23 protein-coding genes are annotated in these 19,948 nt (G+C 69.6%); all 23 read left to right on the forward strand.

The features are described from left to right. The first annotated feature begins 11 nt into the window (after positions 1 to 11). The gene (locus QK288_RS17030) at positions 12 to 1,295 is read left to right on the forward strand and encodes a PBSX family phage terminase large subunit (RefSeq protein WP_281265456.1); all 1,284 of its coding nucleotides are present in this window, start codon (positions 12 to 14) and stop codon (positions 1,293 to 1,295) included. 11 nt (positions 1,296 to 1,306) lie between these two features. Then, positions 1,307 to 3,034, forward strand: a complete 1,728-nt coding sequence (locus QK288_RS17035) for a phage portal protein (protein ID WP_281265457.1) — start codon at positions 1,307 to 1,309, stop codon at positions 3,032 to 3,034. Next, positions 2,988 to 4,250 (forward strand): phage minor capsid protein, encoded by a 1,263-nt coding sequence (locus QK288_RS17040; RefSeq protein WP_281265458.1) that lies wholly within the window; start codon positions 2,988 to 2,990, stop codon positions 4,248 to 4,250. The genes QK288_RS17035 and QK288_RS17040 overlap by 47 nt, the downstream gene beginning before the upstream one ends. Before the next feature lie 16 nt (positions 4,251 to 4,266). Further along, the gene (locus tag QK288_RS17045) at positions 4,267 to 4,599 is read left to right on the forward strand and encodes a hypothetical protein (RefSeq protein ID WP_281265459.1); all 333 of its coding nucleotides are present in this window, start codon (positions 4,267 to 4,269) and stop codon (positions 4,597 to 4,599) included. Beyond that, a complete protein-coding gene (locus QK288_RS17050; protein ID WP_281265460.1) occupies positions 4,596 to 4,850 on the forward strand; it encodes a hypothetical protein in 255 nt (84 codons plus the stop codon). Before QK288_RS17045 ends, QK288_RS17050 begins: the two co-directional genes overlap by 4 nt. A gap of 97 nt (positions 4,851 to 4,947) precedes the next feature. After that, positions 4,948 to 5,775, forward strand: coding sequence for a hypothetical protein (locus tag QK288_RS17055; protein ID WP_281265461.1), 828 nt, complete (start codon positions 4,948 to 4,950; stop codon positions 5,773 to 5,775). Positions 5,776 to 5,805: 30 nt separating this feature from the next. Continuing rightward, a complete protein-coding gene (locus QK288_RS17060) occupies positions 5,806 to 6,990 on the forward strand; it encodes a DUF5309 family protein (RefSeq protein ID WP_281265462.1) in 1,185 nt (394 codons plus the stop codon). Positions 6,991 to 7,016: 26 nt separating this feature from the next. Beyond that, positions 7,017 to 7,457, forward strand: coding sequence for a hypothetical protein (locus QK288_RS17065; RefSeq protein WP_281265463.1), 441 nt, complete (start codon positions 7,017 to 7,019; stop codon positions 7,455 to 7,457). Continuing rightward, a complete protein-coding gene (locus QK288_RS17070) occupies positions 7,457 to 7,774 on the forward strand; it encodes a hypothetical protein (RefSeq protein WP_281265464.1) in 318 nt (105 codons plus the stop codon). The genes QK288_RS17065 and QK288_RS17070 overlap by 1 nt, the downstream gene beginning before the upstream one ends. Positions 7,775 to 7,787: 13 nt before the next feature. Next, entirely contained in the window at positions 7,788 to 8,153 is a 366-nt protein-coding gene (locus QK288_RS17075; RefSeq protein WP_281265465.1) for a hypothetical protein, read from the forward strand. Then, positions 8,150 to 8,590: a hypothetical protein gene (locus QK288_RS17080; protein ID WP_281265466.1), complete on the forward strand. Its 441-nt coding sequence runs from the start codon at positions 8,150 to 8,152 to the stop codon at positions 8,588 to 8,590. The genes QK288_RS17075 and QK288_RS17080 overlap by 4 nt, the downstream gene beginning before the upstream one ends. Positions 8,591 to 8,666: 76 nt before the next feature. Continuing rightward, positions 8,667 to 9,380: an IPT/TIG domain-containing protein gene (locus QK288_RS17085; protein WP_281265467.1), complete on the forward strand. Its 714-nt coding sequence runs from the start codon at positions 8,667 to 8,669 to the stop codon at positions 9,378 to 9,380. A gap of 86 nt (positions 9,381 to 9,466) precedes the next feature. Continuing rightward, positions 9,467 to 9,988 (forward strand): hypothetical protein, encoded by a 522-nt coding sequence (locus QK288_RS17090; protein WP_281265468.1) that lies wholly within the window; start codon positions 9,467 to 9,469, stop codon positions 9,986 to 9,988. Positions 9,989 to 10,071: 83 nt separating this feature from the next. Beyond that, complete coding sequence (locus tag QK288_RS17095; protein WP_281265469.1) at positions 10,072 to 10,197, forward strand: hypothetical protein; 126 nt, start codon at positions 10,072 to 10,074, stop codon at positions 10,195 to 10,197. Then, complete coding sequence (locus QK288_RS17100) at positions 10,190 to 13,426, forward strand: hypothetical protein (RefSeq protein WP_281265470.1); 3,237 nt, start codon at positions 10,190 to 10,192, stop codon at positions 13,424 to 13,426. Before QK288_RS17095 ends, QK288_RS17100 begins: the two co-directional genes overlap by 8 nt. A gap of 9 nt (positions 13,427 to 13,435) precedes the next feature. Then, the gene (locus tag QK288_RS17105; protein ID WP_281265471.1) at positions 13,436 to 14,809 is read left to right on the forward strand and encodes a hypothetical protein; all 1,374 of its coding nucleotides are present in this window, start codon (positions 13,436 to 13,438) and stop codon (positions 14,807 to 14,809) included. Positions 14,810 to 14,828: 19 nt separating this feature from the next. Further along, a complete protein-coding gene (locus QK288_RS17110; RefSeq protein ID WP_281265472.1) occupies positions 14,829 to 15,950 on the forward strand; it encodes a hypothetical protein in 1,122 nt (373 codons plus the stop codon). Beyond that, positions 15,947 to 16,819, forward strand: a complete 873-nt coding sequence (locus tag QK288_RS17115) for a hypothetical protein (protein ID WP_281265473.1) — start codon at positions 15,947 to 15,949, stop codon at positions 16,817 to 16,819. Before QK288_RS17110 ends, QK288_RS17115 begins: the two co-directional genes overlap by 4 nt. 12 nt (positions 16,820 to 16,831) lie before the next feature. After that, entirely contained in the window at positions 16,832 to 17,347 is a 516-nt protein-coding gene (locus tag QK288_RS17120; protein ID WP_281265474.1) for a hypothetical protein, read from the forward strand. 65 nt (positions 17,348 to 17,412) lie between these two features. Then, positions 17,413 to 18,195 carry a hypothetical protein gene (locus tag QK288_RS17125; protein ID WP_281265475.1) on the forward strand — a complete coding sequence of 261 codons (783 nt, stop codon included), beginning with the start codon at positions 17,413 to 17,415 and terminating at the stop codon, positions 18,193 to 18,195. Further along, a complete protein-coding gene (locus tag QK288_RS17130; protein ID WP_281265476.1) occupies positions 18,192 to 18,776 on the forward strand; it encodes a hypothetical protein in 585 nt (194 codons plus the stop codon). The genes QK288_RS17125 and QK288_RS17130 overlap by 4 nt, the downstream gene beginning before the upstream one ends. Positions 18,777 to 18,827: 51 nt before the next feature. Next, positions 18,828 to 19,169, forward strand: coding sequence for a hypothetical protein (locus tag QK288_RS17135; protein WP_281265477.1), 342 nt, complete (start codon positions 18,828 to 18,830; stop codon positions 19,167 to 19,169). Continuing rightward, on the forward strand, positions 19,169 to 19,906 hold the full coding sequence (locus QK288_RS17140) for a hypothetical protein (RefSeq protein ID WP_281265478.1): 738 nt from the start codon (positions 19,169 to 19,171) through the stop codon (positions 19,904 to 19,906). Before QK288_RS17135 ends, QK288_RS17140 begins: the two co-directional genes overlap by 1 nt. The last annotated feature ends 42 nt before the right edge of the window (positions 19,907 to 19,948 follow it).

The raw sequence follows: 19,948 nt of genomic DNA on the forward strand, positions 1-19,948 counted from the left end.
GAGGAGGCCCTGTGTCCGCTCCGGCGCTGTCCCCGAAGCAGGTCTGGTCGATCACCGCCTCCACCACGCGCAAGCTGGCCCTCTGGGTCGGCGCCGTGTCCGGCGGGAAGACCATCGCATCCCTGTTCGCGTTCCTGTTCGCGATCCGCGCCGCCCGCGGCGTCGGTCTCATCGTCATCATCGGCAAAACGCTGCAGACGATCGAGCGCAACATCATCGAGCCGCTGCAGGACCCGAACCTGTTCGGTGCCCTCGCCGCGCAGACCGTGCACACCCGGGGCTCGTCGACGGCGACGATCCTCGGCCGGGAAGTGCACCTCGTCGGCGCGAACGACGTCCGCGCTGAGGAGAAGATCCGCGGCGGCACGATCGAGATCGCGTACGTCGACGAGGCGACGCTGCTGCCGGTCGGATTCTGGGAGATGCTCCTCACACGCCTCCGCACCCCGTTCTCCCGACTCCTCGCAACGACGAACCCGGGCTCGTTCAACCACTGGCTCCGGCAGCAGTACATCCTCATGGCCGAGGCGAAGAACCTGATCGTCTTCCACTTCACGATGGACGACAACCCGTCACTCACCGACGAGTACGTCCGCGACATGAAGGCGTCGTTCACCGGCATCTTCTACGACCGGTTCATCCGCGGCCTCTGGACCAACGCCGAGGGCGCGATCTTCGACATGTGGGACCCGAAGAAGCACCTCGTCGCCTGGGACCAGCTCCCCACGATGTGGAAGACCCTCGCGGTCGGCATCGACTACGGCACCACGAACCCCACCTCCGCGATCCTCCTCGGCATCGCACTCCACACCGACGCGTACGGCCGGCACCACCCGAAGCTGTACGCGATCGACGAGTGGCGGTACGAGTCGAAGACGGAGCACCAGAAGCTCACCGACGCGCAGCTCTCGCAGGAGATCCGCGCGTGGCTCGGCCAGCCGCACCTGCCACCGGATCAGCCTCGGCTCTCGCCTGACTGGGTGATCCTCGACCCGTCAGCCGCATCGTTCCGCGTGCAACTCCAACAGGACGGGCTCATCTCGACGCAGGCCGACAACGACGTCCTCGACGGCATCCGCACCGTCGCGTCGCTGCTGTCGTCCGGGAACCTCCTCATCTCCGACCGGTGCACCGGCTGGGTGAAGGAGGTCACCGAGTACGTCTGGGACGCCAAGGCCGCGGAGAAGGGCGAGGACAAGCCCGTGAAGGCCAACGACCACTCGCAGGACGCCCTGCGATACGCGATCAAGACGACCGAGAACATCTGGCGCAGCCACGTGAAGCTCGCAGCCTGAGGAGGCCCCTGATGCCGCAGCCCGCAGACGTGTGGCCCCCACAGCCCTGGGACATCGCGTTCGCCCGGTTCGCTGAGCACGACGCCTGGTACGTCGGTGACACTGCCACCCTCGCGGACATCTACCAGGGGAAGTCCGGACCGACGACGCACGTCCGCAGCGGCGTCCCGTACCGCGGCGGCGTGATCGGTGCCCTGTCGAAGATGTGGTGGGGGCAGCGGCAGGACACCGCCGACAACCGCATGAAGATGCACCTCCCCGTGCCGGCGGACATCGCGCAACTCTCCGCGGACCTCCTGTTCGCCGAGGCCCCGAAGATCCGCTACCCGAAGCCCGACAACGTCGCGGCGGCAGAGCAAGCCGCAGGCGGGAAGCCCGCCGCGCAGTGGAAGCACCCCGGGCAGGACCGTCTCGACACGATCATGGGCTCCGATGAGGCGCACGCCGAGATGCTGAACGGGGGCGAGCTGTCCGCGTCGTCCGGTGGCACGTACTGGGCGGTCACGTGGGACGAGGCGCTCCGGGACCACGTCTGGTTCCGTGCGTTCTCGCACGACTGCGCGATCCCCGAGTTCCGATACGGCGTACTCACCGGCGTCACCCTCTGGACCGAGTACGACACCACCGACCGCGGCGGCGCCGTGTATCGGCTCCTCGAGCGGCACGGTCCCGGGCTCATCACGTACGAGCTGCACGAGGGCGGCCCCGCGAACCTGGGCCGTCCCGTGCCGATGTCGACGCTCCCGGAGACGGCGCACTACGAGTCACTGCGGTCCGCCGCCGAGCTCGAGCCGTTCGCGGACGCGCCGGACCTCGCGGCACTGGCGAACCCGGCGGTCACCGTCGCGACGGGCGTCCCGAAGCTCGCAGTGAAGTACATGCCGAACGTGCGCCCTTCCCGCGACTGGCGGAAGCTCGGCCCGCTCGCGAACCTGGGACGCTCCGACTACGCCGGCATCGAGGATCTGTTCGACAAGATCGACCAGGCGTGGTCGTCGCTCATGCGAGACCTCGAGAACGGGCAGGGGCGGCTCACCGTCCCCGAGCAGATGCTCGACACCGGCAAGCCGGGCGAGGGCGCCACGTTCGACGTCAACCGGTCCGTGTACGTCGGCGTGCAGACCCTCGCGTCCAGCGAGAAGCTCGCCGACCAGATCGTGAACACGCAGTTCGACATCCGCGTGCAGGAGCACCTCGAGACGATCGACGCGCTCAAGCGGGAGATCGCGACGACGTGCGGCTACTCACCCGTGCACCTCGGGCTGCGTGACGTGCAGCAGGCGCAGCGCACCGCGACAGAGGTCACCGCGGACCTGTCGGACTCGGAACGCACCCGCGACAAGAAGGCGCTCTACGCGAAGCCCGCACTCGCCGAGCTCGCGCAGGTCGCCCTCGCCATCGACGGGATCGTGTTCCCCGGCAAGGGCGGCCAGTGGTTCGACGAGCTCCCCGACGTCGAGTTCGCCGAGGTGTCCCAGGTCGACCCGCTCAAGAACGCGCAGACGATCTCGATGCTCGACGCCGCCCGTGCCGTGTCCACCCTCACCCGCGTGCGGATGGCCGGCCAGGTGCCCGACGAGGAGATCGAGTCCGAGGTGCAGCGCATCCGCGACGAGGACGCCCTCGGCGCGATGCGCGACCCGGCGTCCGCCCTGTTCGATGCGACAGAGCACGAGGACGAGGAGCCCGACGATGGCGACGAGCAGCAGCTCGCAGGAGCAGCAGCCGGAACGGCGTAGGCGCACAGCCGAAGCCGTCGCGGCGCTCGTCGCCCTCCACATCGGCGCGGAGTCCACGCTCCTCGACGGCATCAGCGCGATCCTCCGCCGTGCCGTGTCACTCGAGGCGGCACGCCCCGCGATCCGTCGCCTCGTGTACTCGGTTGTCCGGCAGCTCGACCGTCAGGTCCCGCCGCTGGTCGACGAGGTCATCGACGGGGAGCTGATCGACGGGTCCGCGCAAGCGGACCGGGACGTGTTCGCCGAGATCCACCAGCACGGCGACGAGGCCCTCGAGGCGCTGGCCCGTGCCGCTGGCCGGCGGGCGCTGCCACCGGGCGCGTCTAGGGAGACGCCCGGCGGCCACCCGCCGGCGCCGCCTGGGACGACGCTCGCCATGCCCGGCGGGGAGAGCGGCGGATTCGACTTTTCCGTCCCTCGGTCGGTCCGGTCGGAGGCCGCGATCCGCGAGGATCTCGTCTCCAGCCTGCAGGACGTCCGGCGCCGACTCACTCGCCTCGACAACGACATCTACAAGGTGCTCGCCCCGCAGGCGGCCCGCGTGCAGGTGCTCGACGTCGAGCTGACGCCGGCGCAGGCGCAGGCGATCGCGTGGCGCGACTTCACGTCGAACGGGATCACCGGGTTCACCGACAAGTCCGGCCGTGAGTGGTCACTGTCGGCGTACACAGAGATGGCGGTCCGCACCGCCGCGGCGCGCGCGTTCAACGCTGCGCACCTCGAGCGGATGAAAGCCATCGGCGGTCAGTACTTCACGGTGTCCGACGTCGGGTCCCCGTGCCCGCTGTGCCTGCCGTGGCAGAACGCGGTCCTCACCGACGGGCCGATCGCGACCCCCGAGATGCACGTCGACGCGACGATCGCGGAGGCGACCTCCCGGGGCCTGTTCCACCCGCAGTGCCGCCACCACCTCACGATCGTGTTCCCCGGCATCACCGTGCTCCCGCCCCGGCAGACGTGGACACCGGCACACGATGCCCGCTACAAGGCGGTGCAGAAGCAGCGCCGCCTCGAACTCGCGATTCGGAAGGCGAAGCGACAGGTCGAGAACGCCCTCGACGCGGAGCAGGCCGCCGACGCCGCGTCGAAGGTGCGGCGGGCGCAGAAGCGGCTCCGCGACCACGTCAACAGCCGCGACGACCTCGCCCGCAACAGCCGCCGCGAGCAGCCCCACCTCCGCGACGCGTACGCCCAGATCCCGCTCTTCACCAGCTGACCCCCAGGAGGCCGCCATGAGCACCAACGTCGACGACATCATCGAGCGCCTTCGCGGACGCTCCCTCACGCGCGAGGACGCAGAGTCCGTGATCGCCATGGTCCGGTCACGCACCACCGCCGACAAGGCGCCGACCGGTGACCCGTACCGTGACCGCGCGATCGAGCGGTTCTTCACGGCCAGCGAGCACGAGGACGTCGTCGCACTCCGCGACCGCATCATCGACCTCGGCACCGAGATCACACACCGCGTCCCGCAGGGCCGGAACCAGTCGCTTGCGCTCACCGCGCTCGAGGACGTGCAGATGCGAGGCAACCGCGGCATCTTCGCGCCGGAGCATCTGCGGTGAGCGCCGAGACCCTCGCCACCCTCGAAGCCGCCGTCGCCGCGCACCTCGCCGACGAGCACACCGGCTACCACTCACGGGGCTGGGTGCTTGGCTTCCAGGCGTCCCGGTTCCAGTCGGACCCCGCGCTCGACCCCGTCGACAACATCAGCGGGTACATCGCCGCCGAGGGCACGTCCGCGGAACTCGCGATCGGCCTCGCCCGGGTCACAACCGCGCGCATCGAGCGCGTCGTGCTCGAGGACGACCTGTGACCGAGAACCGGTGGCCGCTCGGACCCATCACCGACCTACCCCAACCCAAGCCCGGCCAGGCGCCGGACACCACCCCCGAGGAACCCAGGAGGCTCCCGTGACCTGCACCGTCCCCACCGCGCTCCCCGTCGTCGCCGACCGCGACGGCATGGCCGTCATCGGCCGCACCCGCCACGCCCTCATGGGCCTCCGCTACGAGAATGGCGAGGGCGGCGCTGGTGCCGGTGGCCCCGCAGGCGCAGCGGGCCAGGCCGACGCAGCCGCCGCGGCTGCTGCCGCTGCCGGTTCGGGTGGTGCCGACACCACCGCGACCGACGCCCCGTGGACGAAGGACAACTTCGACCCCGAGCGCGCGTGGGCGCTGCTGCAGAACGTTCGCTCCGACCTCGACAAGGCGAAGACCGGGAAGACCGCCGCCGAGCAGAAGGCCCAGGAGTCCGCGGACCGGTTCGAGCAGTTCACGAAGGGCCTCGGCGGACTCCTCGGCTTCGAGGCCCCGGAGACAGACCCCGCGAAGCTGCAGGAGAAGGTCACCGACCTCTCCGGCCAGGTGCAGGCGAAGGACGGCGACCTCAGCAAGGCGCAGGCCGACCTCAAGGCCCGCGACCTCACCATCGCCGTGCTCCAGTCGCCCGCCGCGCGCGACGCGAACACCGCGCTCCTGCTCAACAACGAGCAGTTCAAGACCACCATCGCGTCGGTAGAGCCGACCGATGGGGCCGCGATCACCGCGGCGATCACCAAGGCGCTGCAGGACAACGCCGCCCTCAAGGCAACCCCTTCCCGCTCAGGTGGCGGCGAACACCAGGGAGCCACCGTGCAGTCGCTCGAAGCTCAGCTCGCCACGGCGACCGAGAAGCGCGACTTCAAGGAGACCATCCGCCTCAAGCAGGCCATCGCCGCCGCCCGGCAGCGAGCCGCTTAGGGCTAGCCAACCAACCAGAGAGGCCAGCACATGCCTGGAATCGTTGGGCAGGGGACCACGTTCAACCTGCCGAACTACGTCGGTGAGCTCTTCGGAGTCTCGCCGGAAGACACCCCGCTCCTGTCGTCCATCGGTGGTCTCACCGGCGGCAAGGAGGCCACGTCCACCACGTTCGAGTGGCAGGGCTACGACCTCCGCGACCCGGACGAGAACCGCCAGCGCGTCGAGGGTGCACCCGCGCAGCCGTCGGAGAACCGCGTGCGGTTCAACGTCGACAACGTGGTGGAGATCCACCAGGAGACCGTCGAGGTCAGCTACACCAAGCAGGCCGCCGTCGGGAACCACAACGGCGCGAACATCGCCGGCACGAACCCCGTCACGGCCGAGCTGCCCTGGCAGGTCGAGCAGGCGCTCAAGCAGGTCGCCCGCGACGTCGAGGCGTCGTTCATCCGCGGCGTCTATGCGAAGCCCGGCGACAACACCGCCCCGCGCAAGACGCGTGGTCTGCTGCAGGCGATCCAGACGAACGTCATCAACCTCGGCGAGGCCCACACCGGGCTCTCCGCGGCGACGGACACGATCACCGAGGCGTCGACGACCCTGTCGAACGACGACAAGGTGATCTTCACCGACGTCGGCGGCTCCACCGCGATCCAGCCGAACCGGGTCTACTTCGTCGTCAGCAAGGCGTCCGGCACGTTCAAGGTCGCACCGGCCAAGGGCGGCACCGCCATCACCATCGGCTCGGCGACGGTCAGCCTCTACAAGCTGTCCGCCACCGCGCCGACGAAGGCGAACTACGACGACCTGTTCCAGACGGTGTTCGACAACGGCGGCATCGCCGAGGGCGAGACCGCGACGATCGTCGTCGGCTCCTCGCAGAAGCGGAACATCTCGAACGCGTACGCCGCGAACCAGAACAACCTGGTCGCGGACCGCAACGTCGGAGGCGTGAACTTCCAGACGATCGAGACCGACTTCGCCCGGTTCAACATCATGCTCGACCGGTGGATGCCGGCCGACGCTCTCGCCGTCGTCTCCCTCGAGCAGCTCAACCCGGTGTTCCTGAACATCCCGGGCAAGGGCCACTTCTTCGAGGAAGACCTCGCCAAGGTCGGCGCGTCCGACCGGAAGCAGCTCTACGGCGAGATCGGTCTCGAGTACGGCAACGAGAAGGCCCACGGTCTCCTCCGCGGCCTGCCGACCACTCGCTGACAACACACACCGCCGAGGAGGCCAGCATGACCAGCTACATCGTCCCGGACACGCTGGCCTCCCCGGAGGACTACGGCGCGATCGACGGCGCGCCGCCCGCACCCAGCGACATCGCGTTCACGCTCGAGGCGTGCAGCGACATCGTGCTCCGCGCCACGATCACCGCCGTCTACGACACCGACCCGCAGACCGGTCTCGCGACCGACCCGCTCATCCGGCAGGCACTCATCGACGCGACATGCATCCAGGCCGCCGCGTGGGTCACGCTCGGCATCAAGCCGTTCGCCGGCGGCGTCATCCAGGGCGGCGTGGCGACGTCGAAGGGCATCGGCTCGGGGAGCATCTCCTACGCCGGTGTCGCGACCGCTGCCGCCGCGCGCGCAGACGCCGCGGTGTCGCTCGTGCCAGCGGCGCTGAGGCGGCTGCAGAACCGCGGCCTCATCGGACAGCATGTCCGGGTGGTGTGATGGACGAGCTCGCAGAGTTCTGGGTTCACACGATCACCGTCCGCACGAACCTCGGCGAGGGCGGCAACGGCACGCTCTGGTCCGACCCCGTCGACGTGCCGTGCTTCATCGACGGGGGCGTGAAGGTCACGCGCACCGCGTCGGGCGAGCAGCTCGTCGTGAACGCGCCCGTGTACGCGCCGCTCGAGCACGCCGACAAGCTCACCGCCGGATCCCAGGTCACCATCCGCGGACGGAAGTCCCGGATCCTCGCCGCGACGGTCTACGACTCCAGCGCACTCGACCTCCCCGACCACGTGCAGCTCGCCCTCACCTGAGCGGAGGCTCGTCGTGTCGATCGAGTGGGAGGACACGTTCGACTGGGACGGACTGCAGGCGCGGAAGAACGCCGCCATCACGCCCGCCGCCGTCGCCGGCATGGAGGTCGTCCGTCAGGTCACCACCCCGAAGGTCCCCGTCGAGTCCGGCCACCTCGTCGGCTCCCCCAGCATCACCGCGTCCGGGAACACCGCCACGATCCGCTACGGCGGCCCCTACGCCCGGTACCAGGAGTTCGGCGTCTACTACCGGCACGGCCGCGTCGGTGCCCCGCTGACGCACACGCACGGGCAGTCGTTCTTCCTCACCACCGGCATCGTCGAAGCCGCCGACCCAGCCCTGCGCGCCTGCGCCCGAGTGTTCGAGGAGCGCCTGTGACTTCCCCCACCCGTGAACTCGTCGAAGGGTGCGCGCAGTACCTCGCCGCGGCCGGCGTGGGCGTCTGGTCCCCGGACGCCCCGTACGGTCCCGACGACGTCGCGATCGTCTACGGCACCGAACGGCCCATCGACAATCAGCAGATCATCCTCAACTGGGTCGACCTCGACCAGCACCCCGAGATCACGCAGGGCTCTGGGATGCTGCAGGTCACCGTGAAGGGGCTGCCGAACGATCGCGGTTCCACCGACGACCTCGCCTACTCGGCGTTCGCGGTGCTCCACGGCTCCACGAACCTCCCGCTCGGCGCCGCCCTCGTCGTCCAGTGCCTCCGCCGCAACAGCGTGCCGATGGGGCAGGACGACACGCTCCGCGTGGAGCGCGCGGACCACTACGACGTCGACGTCGAGTGGCCGCCCACCATCCACCGGCCCTAGCCGGTAGGTCCCCAGACCAGCCCTCCCCAGTGGGGGCACTTCCGCATGCCCGCACACGCCTAGGAGGCACCCCCGCATGACCACCCCGAGCAAGACCGCACTCGCGCGCCGCTACGCGTGCGAGGTCACCACGGACCTCACCCTCGCCGGTGGCTGGGTCCGCGTCCGCGGCGTGAACGGCTTCACGCCGAACACGACCCCGAACATCGAGGACGCATCCGACTACGACACCGACGGCTGGACCAGCAACGAGGTCACGATGCAGTCGTGGGCGTCGGACATCGACCTGTTCATCCGTGAGTCCGGCGGCGCGATCGACCCGGGCCAGCAGATCATCCTCGACACGATCGGCGAGTTCGGTGACGAGGCCCGCCTCGGCTTCCGCTACTTCGACCGCAACGGCCTCCCGGACGCCCACCAGGGGGTCGCGATCCCGACGTGGAAGCTGTCCAACACCGCGGTGAAGAACCTCGGCCAGGGCACCGCGTCCCTGACCGGCGACGGGCCGCTGTACAAGATCGACAACCCGTTCACGGTGACCGCCGCACCGGTCGCCACGGCCGCAGCCCCGGCGACGCAGGGCACCGGTGAGGCGGTCGCGATCAGCGGCGCGAACTTCAGCGGCGCGACGGGCGTGAAGTTCGGGGCGACGAACGCGACGTCGTTCGAGGTGATCAACGACCAGCTCATCGTCGCGGTCCTCCCCAGCGGTTCCGCCGGGTCCGCCGCGATCACGGTCACGACGCCGAACGGTTCCAACGCGGCGCTCGCGTACACCCGCGCCGCGTGAGACCCCGGGGCCGCCGTATCTGGGGACGCGGCGGCCCCGGCCTACCCCCACCAGTCCCCACCCCAGCAGCAAGGAGTCCCCAGCTCATGGCACCGTTCCTCGACTACTACGACCTCGCCGACCCGCTCATCCTCCCGATCCGCGGGACCGCGTACCAGATCCCGCCCGCAACCGCGGAGGCCGTGGTCCGGTGGCGTGTGTACAGCGCCCTGCTCGAGCGGCTCCGTGCCGGCGAGTCGGTCACCATCTCCGACGAGCAGATGATCGACGACGAAGAGTTCCAGCGGATGTTCCTCGGCGCCGCGCTCGACCAGATGCGCGCCGACGAAATCCACCCCGGCGTGATCGAACACGCGGCGACGACCGCGCTCGCGGACACGATGCACGGCCGCGACGCCGCCGAGGTGGTCTGGAACTCGATTGACCCAAAAGCATCGAAGCTGGTGCCACCGCCCGTCCCCGAGACGGACTCGACGCCGTCGACGAATACGGCCGAGGCGACTACGACGAACTCACCGGCACGTACGAGTGGTACGAAGCCCCGGCGGAAGTCACCGCAGCGCGCAGGGCAGCGGACTGGGGCGAAGTCCTCGAACACCTCGACCTGATCGCGTTCGACCTGCAGCGGCACCTCGGCCTCCGGCTGACGACGGTCCTGCACACGCACACGTGGCGTGAGTTCGCGGCTCTCGTGTCCGGTCTCCTCGGCCTCGACGAGTACCTCGTCACCGGCACCGGCATCACCTCGTTCCCCGCGACGCTCATCGGCGCGCACTTCCAGAGCATCAACGACAGCGAGGAGCCCACCGATGACTGACACAGAGGTCGGCGGGATCAAGGGGTTTCTGTCGCTGGATGACTCGGCGTGGGACCGGACGATCGCTAAGGCGAAGGCCGACGTCCGTCAGCTCAGCACGATGGACGCGAACGTCCACATCGACGCGAACACGGCTCGCGCGGAGGAGCGCATCGCGGTGCTCCACGCGGCCGTTCGGGCGCTCGGCGCGGAGTCCGTCACGGTCGACGTGAAGGTCATCGAACGCGCCGGAGGTGGGTCGTCGGCGGCCACCCGAGCGGCGGCGACGACGCAGGCGCAGCTCGCGGAAGCGCAGGAGAAGTCCGCGATCGCCACGATGAAGGCGGACCTCGCTCAGCAGCGTCTCACGGACGCTGAGGAGAAGGGCGGGGCGGCGGCCGCCGAGCTCATGGCGAAGCGCATCGCACTCGCGGAGGCGCAGAACCGCGAGTCGGCTGCGATGGACCGCGCCGTGACGCTCACCCGTGAGCTCAACGAGGCACGCGCACGTGAGGCGGCAGCGGCGACCGCGGCGGCAGCCGGAGAAACGGAGCTCGCTGCGGCCACCCGTGAGGCTGCCGTCGCGGCGGACAGCAGCGGCAAGTCGTACCAGGCGGGGTCTTCCCGCGTCGGCCTCATGGCGGCCGGAATCACGGCGCTCGTGGCGACCGTCGGCCCGCTGACCGGCACGCTCGTCGCTGCCGGTGGCGCAGCGCTCGGGATGGGTGCCGCCGGCGTGCTCGCGGTCTTCGGCATCAAGAAGGCCATGGACGACGGCACCTACGCCGGGCAGGCATACTCGGCCGGGCTGCAGGCGCTCCGTGGGGACCTCGACTCCCTCGGCGCAACGTCGGCGGGCGCGATGCTCGAGCACTTCCAGACGGCCGAGCAGACCATCACGAACGACATGCCCGCTCTGCGGTCACAGGTCGCCGGGTTCTCCGACTCCCTCGGCCAGGCGGGCAACTCGATCCTCACTGGCCTGGTGAAGGGCTTCCAGGTCGCGAACCCGCTCATGCAGCAGGGTCAGCAGCTCATCGTGCGCGTCGCGGACGGGTTCGAGCGGTGGGCATCCGGCAGCGGTCTCGCCACGTTCGCGGCGGAAGCGTCCCACGATCTCCCGATCGTGGTCCGCGGCGTCGGTGACCTCGCGTCCGGCGCGGTCGCGCTTCTCGGGTCGCTGCGGCCCGTCGGCCTCGTCGTTGTGCAGGTCGCTGGCGGGATCGGCGAGCTCGCGCAGTTCGCCGCGCAGGCGGGGCCGCTCCTCCCGATCCTCGGGTCCGGCGCCGCCGCAGTGTGGCTCGGGTTCAAGGCGTGGGACGGCATCCGAGCGCTGACGTCTGGCGCGCAGGCGGGGATCACCGCCCTGTCGGCGTCGATGGATGCCCTCATGGGTGCGACGACTCGCTCCGCTGCCTCCACGGCTGGGCAGGCTGCCGCGCAGGGTGCTGTCGCGGCGACCGCTCCGGCAGCGGCAGCCGGTGAGGCTGCGGTTGCTGAGGGTGCTGCGGCGATGAACGCGACGATGGCGGCGAACCCGATCGGGATCGTCGTGGGGCTCCTCGCGGGACTCGCCGCGATCACGCTCGTCGCGGCGAACGCCACTCAGACGAACACCGAGGCGACGACGGACTACACGGCCGCGCTCGAGCAGGACGGCGACGCCATCGGCGCGCACACGGCGAAGATGGCCGCGAAGGCGCTGCAGGACGCGAAGGTCGTCGGCACCGCGAAGCAGTACGGGCTCACCCTCTCCGACCTCACGAAGAGCGTCACCGGGAACGGCGACGCCCAGACGAAGGTCAACGGTGTCCTCGACACGCAGATCGAAAAGTACGAGGAGCAGGCTCGCGCCGCCCGCATGGGCAGCACCGGCCAGTCCGCGGCCGCGAAGATCGCCAGTGAGCACGTCGACGCGCTCAAGAAGCTGCAGTCGGAGCTCGACTCGCAGACGAACGCGGTCAAGCGGAACAAGAAGGAGCAGGACGACGCGAACTCGGCGTCACACGCTGCGACGGACGCCATCAAGTCGAACGCGTCGGCGTACGGCATGACGACGGGCGCGTACCAGACGGCGTCGGACGCCGCCAAGAAGCAGGCGGCGGCGACGCGGGAGTCCACCCGTGAGATGCAGCTTGCGTCGGACGCTGCGGGACTGCTGACAAACGCGCTCACTCTCCTCAACGGTGGCGCGCTGTCGGTCGCTCAGGCGCAGACCGGTGTTGCGTCCGCGGTGAACCAGGCCGAGCAGTCGTTCAAGGACAACGGCGCTGCGATCGAGGGGAACTCGGAAGCGGCGGTCGCGAACCAGCAGGCGATCCAGGGTCAGGTGCAGGCCGCTCAGCAGATGGCGGAAGCGCAGTCGAAGGCCACCGGGTCGACGACTGCCGGCGTCGAGGCGTACAAGCAGTCGAAGACCGCGCTCGAGGATGCTCTGCGTGCGCAGGGGAACCTCACTCCGGCGGTCCAGGACTACATCAACCGGCTGTACGACGTCGACAACCTCAAGGTGAAGCCAACGAAGCTCGACGTCGACAAGGCGGCGGCGGACGCGGCGCTCGACGCGTTGAAGGCGCACATCGCGTCCGTGCCGAACAAGCACGACACGAAGACGGACGCACTGATCGCTGATGCGCAGGCGAAGCTCGACTCCCTCAAGGGCAGCATCAGCTCGGTCCCCGCCAACAAGCAGACCGAGATGAAGGCAGCGATCGCTACTGCGCAGGCGAACCTCAACGCGATCAAGTCGTCGATCGCGCAGATCCCGACGTCGAAGACGATCACGATCACGACGAACCACGTCAACGTCGCCGACGGCACCGCCGGCAACGGACTCGGTGTGATGGCGAACAACGGTCGGGCGCACGGCGGAACGATCGGCCGCGCGCACGGCGGGACGATCGCGTCGGACGCGGCGCAGCGGTTCGCTGGCGGCGGCACATCGGGCGGCACCGTGTCCGGTGGGGCCGGTTCGTTCTTCTCCGACTCGCTGACCACACGGCTGTCGATCGGTGAGGAAGTCGTGCAGAAGCAGGCGGCCGCGTACCCGGGTGCTCGCGCGATCATCCAGGCGATCAACGCGAAGCCCGCGGAGACCGTCGGCGCGATCATGCAGCCCAAGTCGGCGCAGCAGGCACCCGTGAACGTGTACATCAGCGGTGCCGGGCTCCGTGACGTCATCCAAGTAGAGATCGAGCAGGCCGGGCGGCGTCGGAAGGCGTCGCTGCAGGCCGGGCGACGAAGCCAGTAAGGAGCATCCGTGACCGACACGATCGTGCACGCGTGGACCGGCGCCGCGAATGCGTCCACGTCCACGGAGACCGTCAACGGGACGCTCGCTCGCACCAACCTGGTTCCGTCGCCGAAGCCCGCGACCGGATGGGTGTTCTCAGGCGGCTCGTCGGCGTCGTTCGTGAACGACACCGCGTTCTCGTCGGGCGGCGCGATACGCGTCGTGAAGAACGCGGCCGGTGGGTACGTGTTCAGTTCGCTCGCGACGGTGGTCGGTGGAATGGCGTACCACGCGCTGTTGGAGGGACGCCATAGCGTCGCAGGCGCCACCGTCCGGCTCACCGTCCGCTTCCGGAATTCTTCGGGCGCAGAGACGTACGTGAACGGCGCGACGATTGCAGCGCCCACCGGATCGATCGGCCAGCTGAGTGGCACGTTCACGGCACCGGCCGATGCCGTCGACGCAGTGCTGTTCTGGGACGTCCAGAGCGGAGCCGCGACGGGCACGATGGACGTCGGGAGCGCCTACCTGGCGATCGCGCCCGGCAACTACTTCGACGGAGCCACGGCGAACCAGCAGGGCGACTTCGCGCCGAAGCTCACAGTGTTCGACGACGACGTGCTCGGTCCCCGCGTGCAGGTGCTGTTCCCGTTCCTCGCTGCCGGCACGCAGACGATCACCGTGCGGCGGACCGCCGGTGGCCGTACTCTGCCGGTCCGTGGGGGCCAGAACCTGTACGCGGTCGGCGGCGCGTCCGTCCTCGATCAGGAAGCACCCTTCGGGGTGCCGGCGAGCTACCAGGCGGAGCAGTTCAACGCCTCGGGGGCCTCGCTCGGCATGACCGGGGCGACGTCCGTGACGGTCGACTCGGCGGACGCGTGGGTGTCCCAGCCGCTGAACCCGACGCTCGCGCTGCAGGTGCGGGTCCGGCTGACGTCGACGGACACGCTCGGGTGGGAGTCCCCCGGCGACACCGTGTGGACGCAGGGCGGGTCCGTCGGGCGGCTCATCAACGGTCAGAAGTCCGGCCTCAAGGGCGTGAGCCTGCTGCTGCGGCTGCTGCACCCCGAGGACGCGGCCCGGTTCGACGAGATGTTCGGCACGTACGACACCACCTACCCGGCGGTGCTGTGCGTCCGGACGCCACCGAACGTGCCGCTCCCGCCGGTGCTGTTCTTCGGCTGCCGCACACCGAAGCGGCTGACGTCCGGCGCGAACAAGCTCGTGCAGTACCAGCTCGACGGCGACGAGGTCGCACCCCCCGCACCGGGCCTCATCATCCCGGCGCTGTCCCGGGACGACATCGACGCCGCGTACCCCACCCGGGCGGCCCGCGCCGCCGCGTACACGTCCCGCCTCGAGCGAGACACCGACTACACCCTCACCGGCCTCGCCGGCTGACCCTGGGAGGAGGTGCTCGGTGCGCACCTCCTCTCAGCAGATGCGGTCGGTCCTCACCGGCGCGTCGTTCACGTTCCGGTTCGTCGCCGACGTCATCGCGAACGGGCAGCGAGTCCTGCAGGATCTGCCGTGCACGGCGCCAGACTTCACGGACGACGACGGACAGCAGGTGCAGTCGACGGGGTCGCTCACGTTCGTCTACCAGGACGACTTCGCGAAGTCGATCGCGCCGACGGGCGTCGGCGACGTGCTGTCCCCGTTCGGGACGCAGGTGTGGGTGTACGTCCTCGTCGAGGACGGGCCGGCGTTCTCCGAGCGGGTCCGCATCGGCCAGTACCTGGTGACGAGCACGCCGACGATCAACACGACGCGGATGCTGTTCATGGGCGCCGCCGTGACCGTCGGCGACGAGATCACCGTGTCGCTGTCGGACCTGCTCTACGGCGTGCAGGTGAACCGGTTCGACGTGCCGGGCTCCCCGCCGTCGCTGACGTCGACGTGGAGCGAGGTGCAGCGCCTCACCGGCCTCCCGCTGACCCGGTCGATCCCGGACGCTGCGATCTCGACGCAGGTCGCGTACCAGGAGGACCGACTGCAGGCGGTCTACGACCTCGCGAACTACTCCCTCGACGCGGTTCCCTACATCACCCCGGACGGCACGGTGTCGATGCGGCCCAACGCATGGCCTGCCGTAGTCGACCGGCTCACCGCCCGCCACGGGAACCTCATCGACGTCAAGCGGAGCCTCGTCGACGACCAGGTGTACAACGCGATCGTCGTCCGCTCCTACGACACGTCGAAGGGCACCGCGATCCTCGCGTCCGGCGAGCTCACGTCCGGGCCGCTCCGCGCACGAGAGACCGACGGGTCCCTGTCGCCGTTCCGCCGCCGACCGAAGTTCTACTCGTCGCAGTACCTCACCACAGTCGGCCAGGCGCAGGCCTACGTGAACACGTGGCTCCCCCGCGTCAGCCAGCTCACCGGCGTCGAGGTCGTCCTCACGGAGACGTTCAACCCGCTCCGGGAGGTCGGCGACGTGCTGACCGTCGCGGAGATCGGCAACACCTTCAACGGACGCGTCACACGCATCCGCCGGACCGACGCAGCCCAGCAGGAGACCACCGTGGCGGTGACCCAGTGACCGACGAGAGCGACATCCTCCTCAAGCTCATCGGCGACAAGACGAAGGTGCGACCCCTGATCGGCACGTTCGTGTCGGCGACCGCGGCTGGCTGCGTCGTCGACGTCGGCGGCGGCCGGATCCCGGCGCAGCTCGGCCCGGGCCTCATGCCCGAGGTCAACGAGCCGGTGAACGTCTGGTACATCGACGACCGCGTCTTCATGATGGGGCCGACCGCGACGAAGCCCGCGAAGGGCACCGTCGTCTCCGTCGCAGGCGGGCTGGTGACGCTCAACACCGACTACGGCACCGTCGTGTCCCCATACCTCGGGTCGACGCCGGCGGCGGGCCAGGTGATGGGCCTCCGCTGGCACAACGGCCCGCTCGCGCTCGGCGTGCTCTCGACCTCCCCGGCGCCGCCCACCCCGCCGAACGCCCCCCAGACGAGCACCAGCGTTCACCGCGACGTGTTCGCTGCGGCCGATGCGGGCTCGTTCAACCGGTACGGCTGGCAGCAACAGCAGGTGTGGGCGTCCGACTCGTACTACGGGGCATGGTTCTACGGATCGAAGATCGCCGACACGGTGCCCGCGTCCGCGTCGATCCAGGCCGTGGAGATCTTCCTCTCCATCGAGTCGCTGTTCGGGTCCGCGCCGAACTTCGCTCTCCACAGCTACCAGGCGAAGCCCGCCGGCCAGCCCGGGTACGGCACCCAGCAGGCGCTCGCTCCGCGAGCCGGATGGTTCGCGCTCCCGACCGCGTGGGGCGACGCGCTGAAGGCCGGCGGCGGGTCCGCGGGCGTCGGCGTGAACCACGGCGGCAAGAACATCTTCCGGTCCCTCGCTCAGGACGGCATGTCCGGGGCGCTGCGGATCACCTCCACCTACTGACGAAGGAGCCACATGGCACGCGATTCCAGCGGCCCGAAGAACGAGCCGCAGTACGCCGGGACCGGCGTGCCCCAGGACGCCGCGGACCTCACCGAGGTCGCCCGCTACGCGGCGATGGTCGGTAACCGGAAGGTGGGCGCGAGCAGCGACCGGCAGGCCCTCACCGGCGCCGACGTGTGGCCTGGCCTCGAGTTCTACGAGACCGACACCGGGCTCGCGTTCGTGTACCAGAGCTCGACCGCCGGGTGGGTTCCCACCGTGAGGCCTTCCGTCAACGTCGGGTTCAACGACACCACGAACAGCAACGGCATCCTCGTGATCCGGCACGGCCTCGGCGTCATCCCGAACTGGATCCAGCTCACGATGCGCAACACGGGCACCGACTCCGTGTCGTCGATCTTCGAGGGCATCGTGTGGGACAGCCCGCCCACGAGCACCACGTCCGTGCAGATCCGGTTCCGGAACTCCACGAACGGCGCATGGCTCGGCAACAACAAGGTCGTCGGCTACCTCGCTGCAGGCGTCTGACCCGCAACCAACCCACAGTCACGCCGCCCCGACCGGGGCGGCGTTCGTCGTAGAAGGAGGAGCTCGTGACCGTCATCGACGTGTCCAACGCACCGTCCGTCCTCATGTCCATGTCGGGTGTCGGCGACAACGGCACCCGCTACGGTTCCGGCCGGAACCAGCCCGGGAAGTGCACCCGCTGGCAGTGGCTCGCTCTCGGTGGCGGAGGCGGGTTCGAGAACACCAGCCCGCTGCCGTCCGCCGTTGCCGCATGGGAGAACGCACCCGCCGAGCATCGGCACTCCCTCGACGAGATCCCGTTCCGCGGCGCGATCTTCGTCTACGGCGCGAGCTCCGGTCCCCGCTGGAAGGGCGACGAGAACTGGCCGTACGGCGATGTCGCGATGGTCACCGGCACCCGGCTCACGCCGACGTGGCGGGACTGGGACCTTGGCGCGACCGACGCTGCCGGGGTCGGGAACATCGCGGTCGTCAACGCCGGTACCCGGTACGCGCAGACCGGGTACCGGAAGCCCCTCGGATGGTTGTCGTCGTTCGGCGGCGCTGTCCTTTCGCCCGGTGGCGGCGCTGGCGCGCCGATCACCGACACCGTCACCGCTCCACCGACCGTCCCAGAGGAGGACGACATGGCATTCAAGCCGCTGGTCGCGAAGACCCTGATCGGTCAGGGTCCGGGTACTGACACCTGGATCTTCGACTTCAACCGCATGACCTACCGTCACGCCCGTTCGGCTACCGAGATCGCGCTCGCCGCGAAGCTCGGCGCCGTCGTGCTCGACGGCCCCCAGCCGAAGGACATGTTCCGCGGCTTCACCTACGCCGATGTCGACGGGAAGGGCATCCGATGAACACGATCCTCAGCCGCTACAGCACCACGCTCCTTCCGCTCGCCGTCGGCGTGCTCGGCATCCTGCAGGCCGCACAGGCCGCCGGCGAGACGACCCTCATCGACTGGCAGACGATCACCCAGATCGCGCTCCTGCTCGTCGGCACCGGCGTCGTGTACTGGCTCCCGCTCGTGAACGCGAAGTGGCAGGGCGCGGCGAAGACCGGCGCAGCGGTCGGGTTCGCCGTCCTCTCCGCCGTCGTCGCGCTCGTGCCGGACGGACACTTCACGAAGGCGAACGCGATCCTCGTCATCACGGCGATCGTGAAGGCCGTCGCGACGGAGCTCGGGGTACAGATCCGCACCGACGCCGCGAAGGTCATCGACGCCGGATCGACATCCGATCCCGGCGTGCCGAGCATCACCACGCTCAAGGCCCCCGCAGTGCCGCTTGCCGCTGCCGAGGACATCGACCTGACCCAGTACGTGACCCACACCGTCGCCGACGACGGTTCGCTGCAGCCCGTCGTCGGCGCGGCCGAGTCGGAGCAGTCGGGCACAGTCCCGGACGACGACGCTCCGAAGCACCTCGCAGCGTCCTGACCCCTCACCGTCCCACGAAGGGGGCAGCACATGGCCGCTGACGAACCTGAGATGCCGGTATGGTTCCGGCTCATCCGGGAGGACATAGCGTCCTTCCGGACTGAGACGAACCAGCGGCTCGACAAGCTCGTCACACAGGACGCGTTCGAGGCGGAGAAGCGGCGAACCGACGACCGGTTCGCCGCCCTCGGCAAGGACGTCGTCGACAACCGGGAAGAGGCGAACGGCGCGATCACGGCACTCGGCACGGACCTCAAGGCGAAGACCCTGAGAGACCAGGACCGTGAGGACGAGGCCCGCCGGTTCAAGGCCGGGCAAGTGATCGCGATCGTGCTCGGCGTCGCTGCGATCGTCGCGTCCTTCATCATGCCGTTCATCCACGGGGGTGCCTGATGGTGCGCCTGCGACGGTTCCTCCGGGTCGACCGCCTCGGGTGGGCGTTCGCGATCATCGTCACGATGGGCCTCGTCGGGCTCATCGTGTACGCGCTCGCGTCCCAGCAAGCCACGATCGACAACCTCCGGTCCCGGAACCGTGCGATCGCTGCGCAGGGCCTCGAGGGGCAGAAGCAGTATCGGGAGCTCGTCGAGCAGTACACGCAGCTCACCGACCAGGCGAAGGCTGCCGGGGTCGAACCCGACACGCTCGACCCCTCCGCCATCCCGAAGACCATCCCGGGCCCGTCAGGCACTGCCGGCGCTCGAGGTGCTGCCGGGAACGACGGCCGCGGCGTCGCGTTCGCGCTGTGCACGGCGACCGGGTGGGCGGTCACCTATACGGATGGTGAGACGGAGAACGGCGGCGACTGCATCGGGAAGAACGGACCGATCGGGAAGACCGGCACGGACGGCAACGACGGCTCACCCGGGCTCCCCGGCGCGACCGGGACCGCCGGGAAGGACGGCGTCGACGGGCAGCCTGGCGCGAACGGGGCCGACGGCGCCACTGGCGCGAAGGGGGACACCGGTGCGACCGGGCCCACCGGCACCGGATTCACCTCGGTGACGTGCGCGACGACGGATGACGGCTCCACCGTGTTCCGGTTCACACTCACCGACGGCACCACCCAGGACGTCGCCGGCACGTGCTCACCGACGACGCCCGATCCAACAGAGACACCAGCACCATGACAACGGCCCCGGCCGCGCTCCTGATCCGAGCGCGGGCGGGGC

Source organism: Curtobacterium sp. 9128 (assembly GCF_900086645.1).
Classification (GTDB): domain Bacteria; phylum Actinomycetota; class Actinomycetes; order Actinomycetales; family Microbacteriaceae; genus Curtobacterium.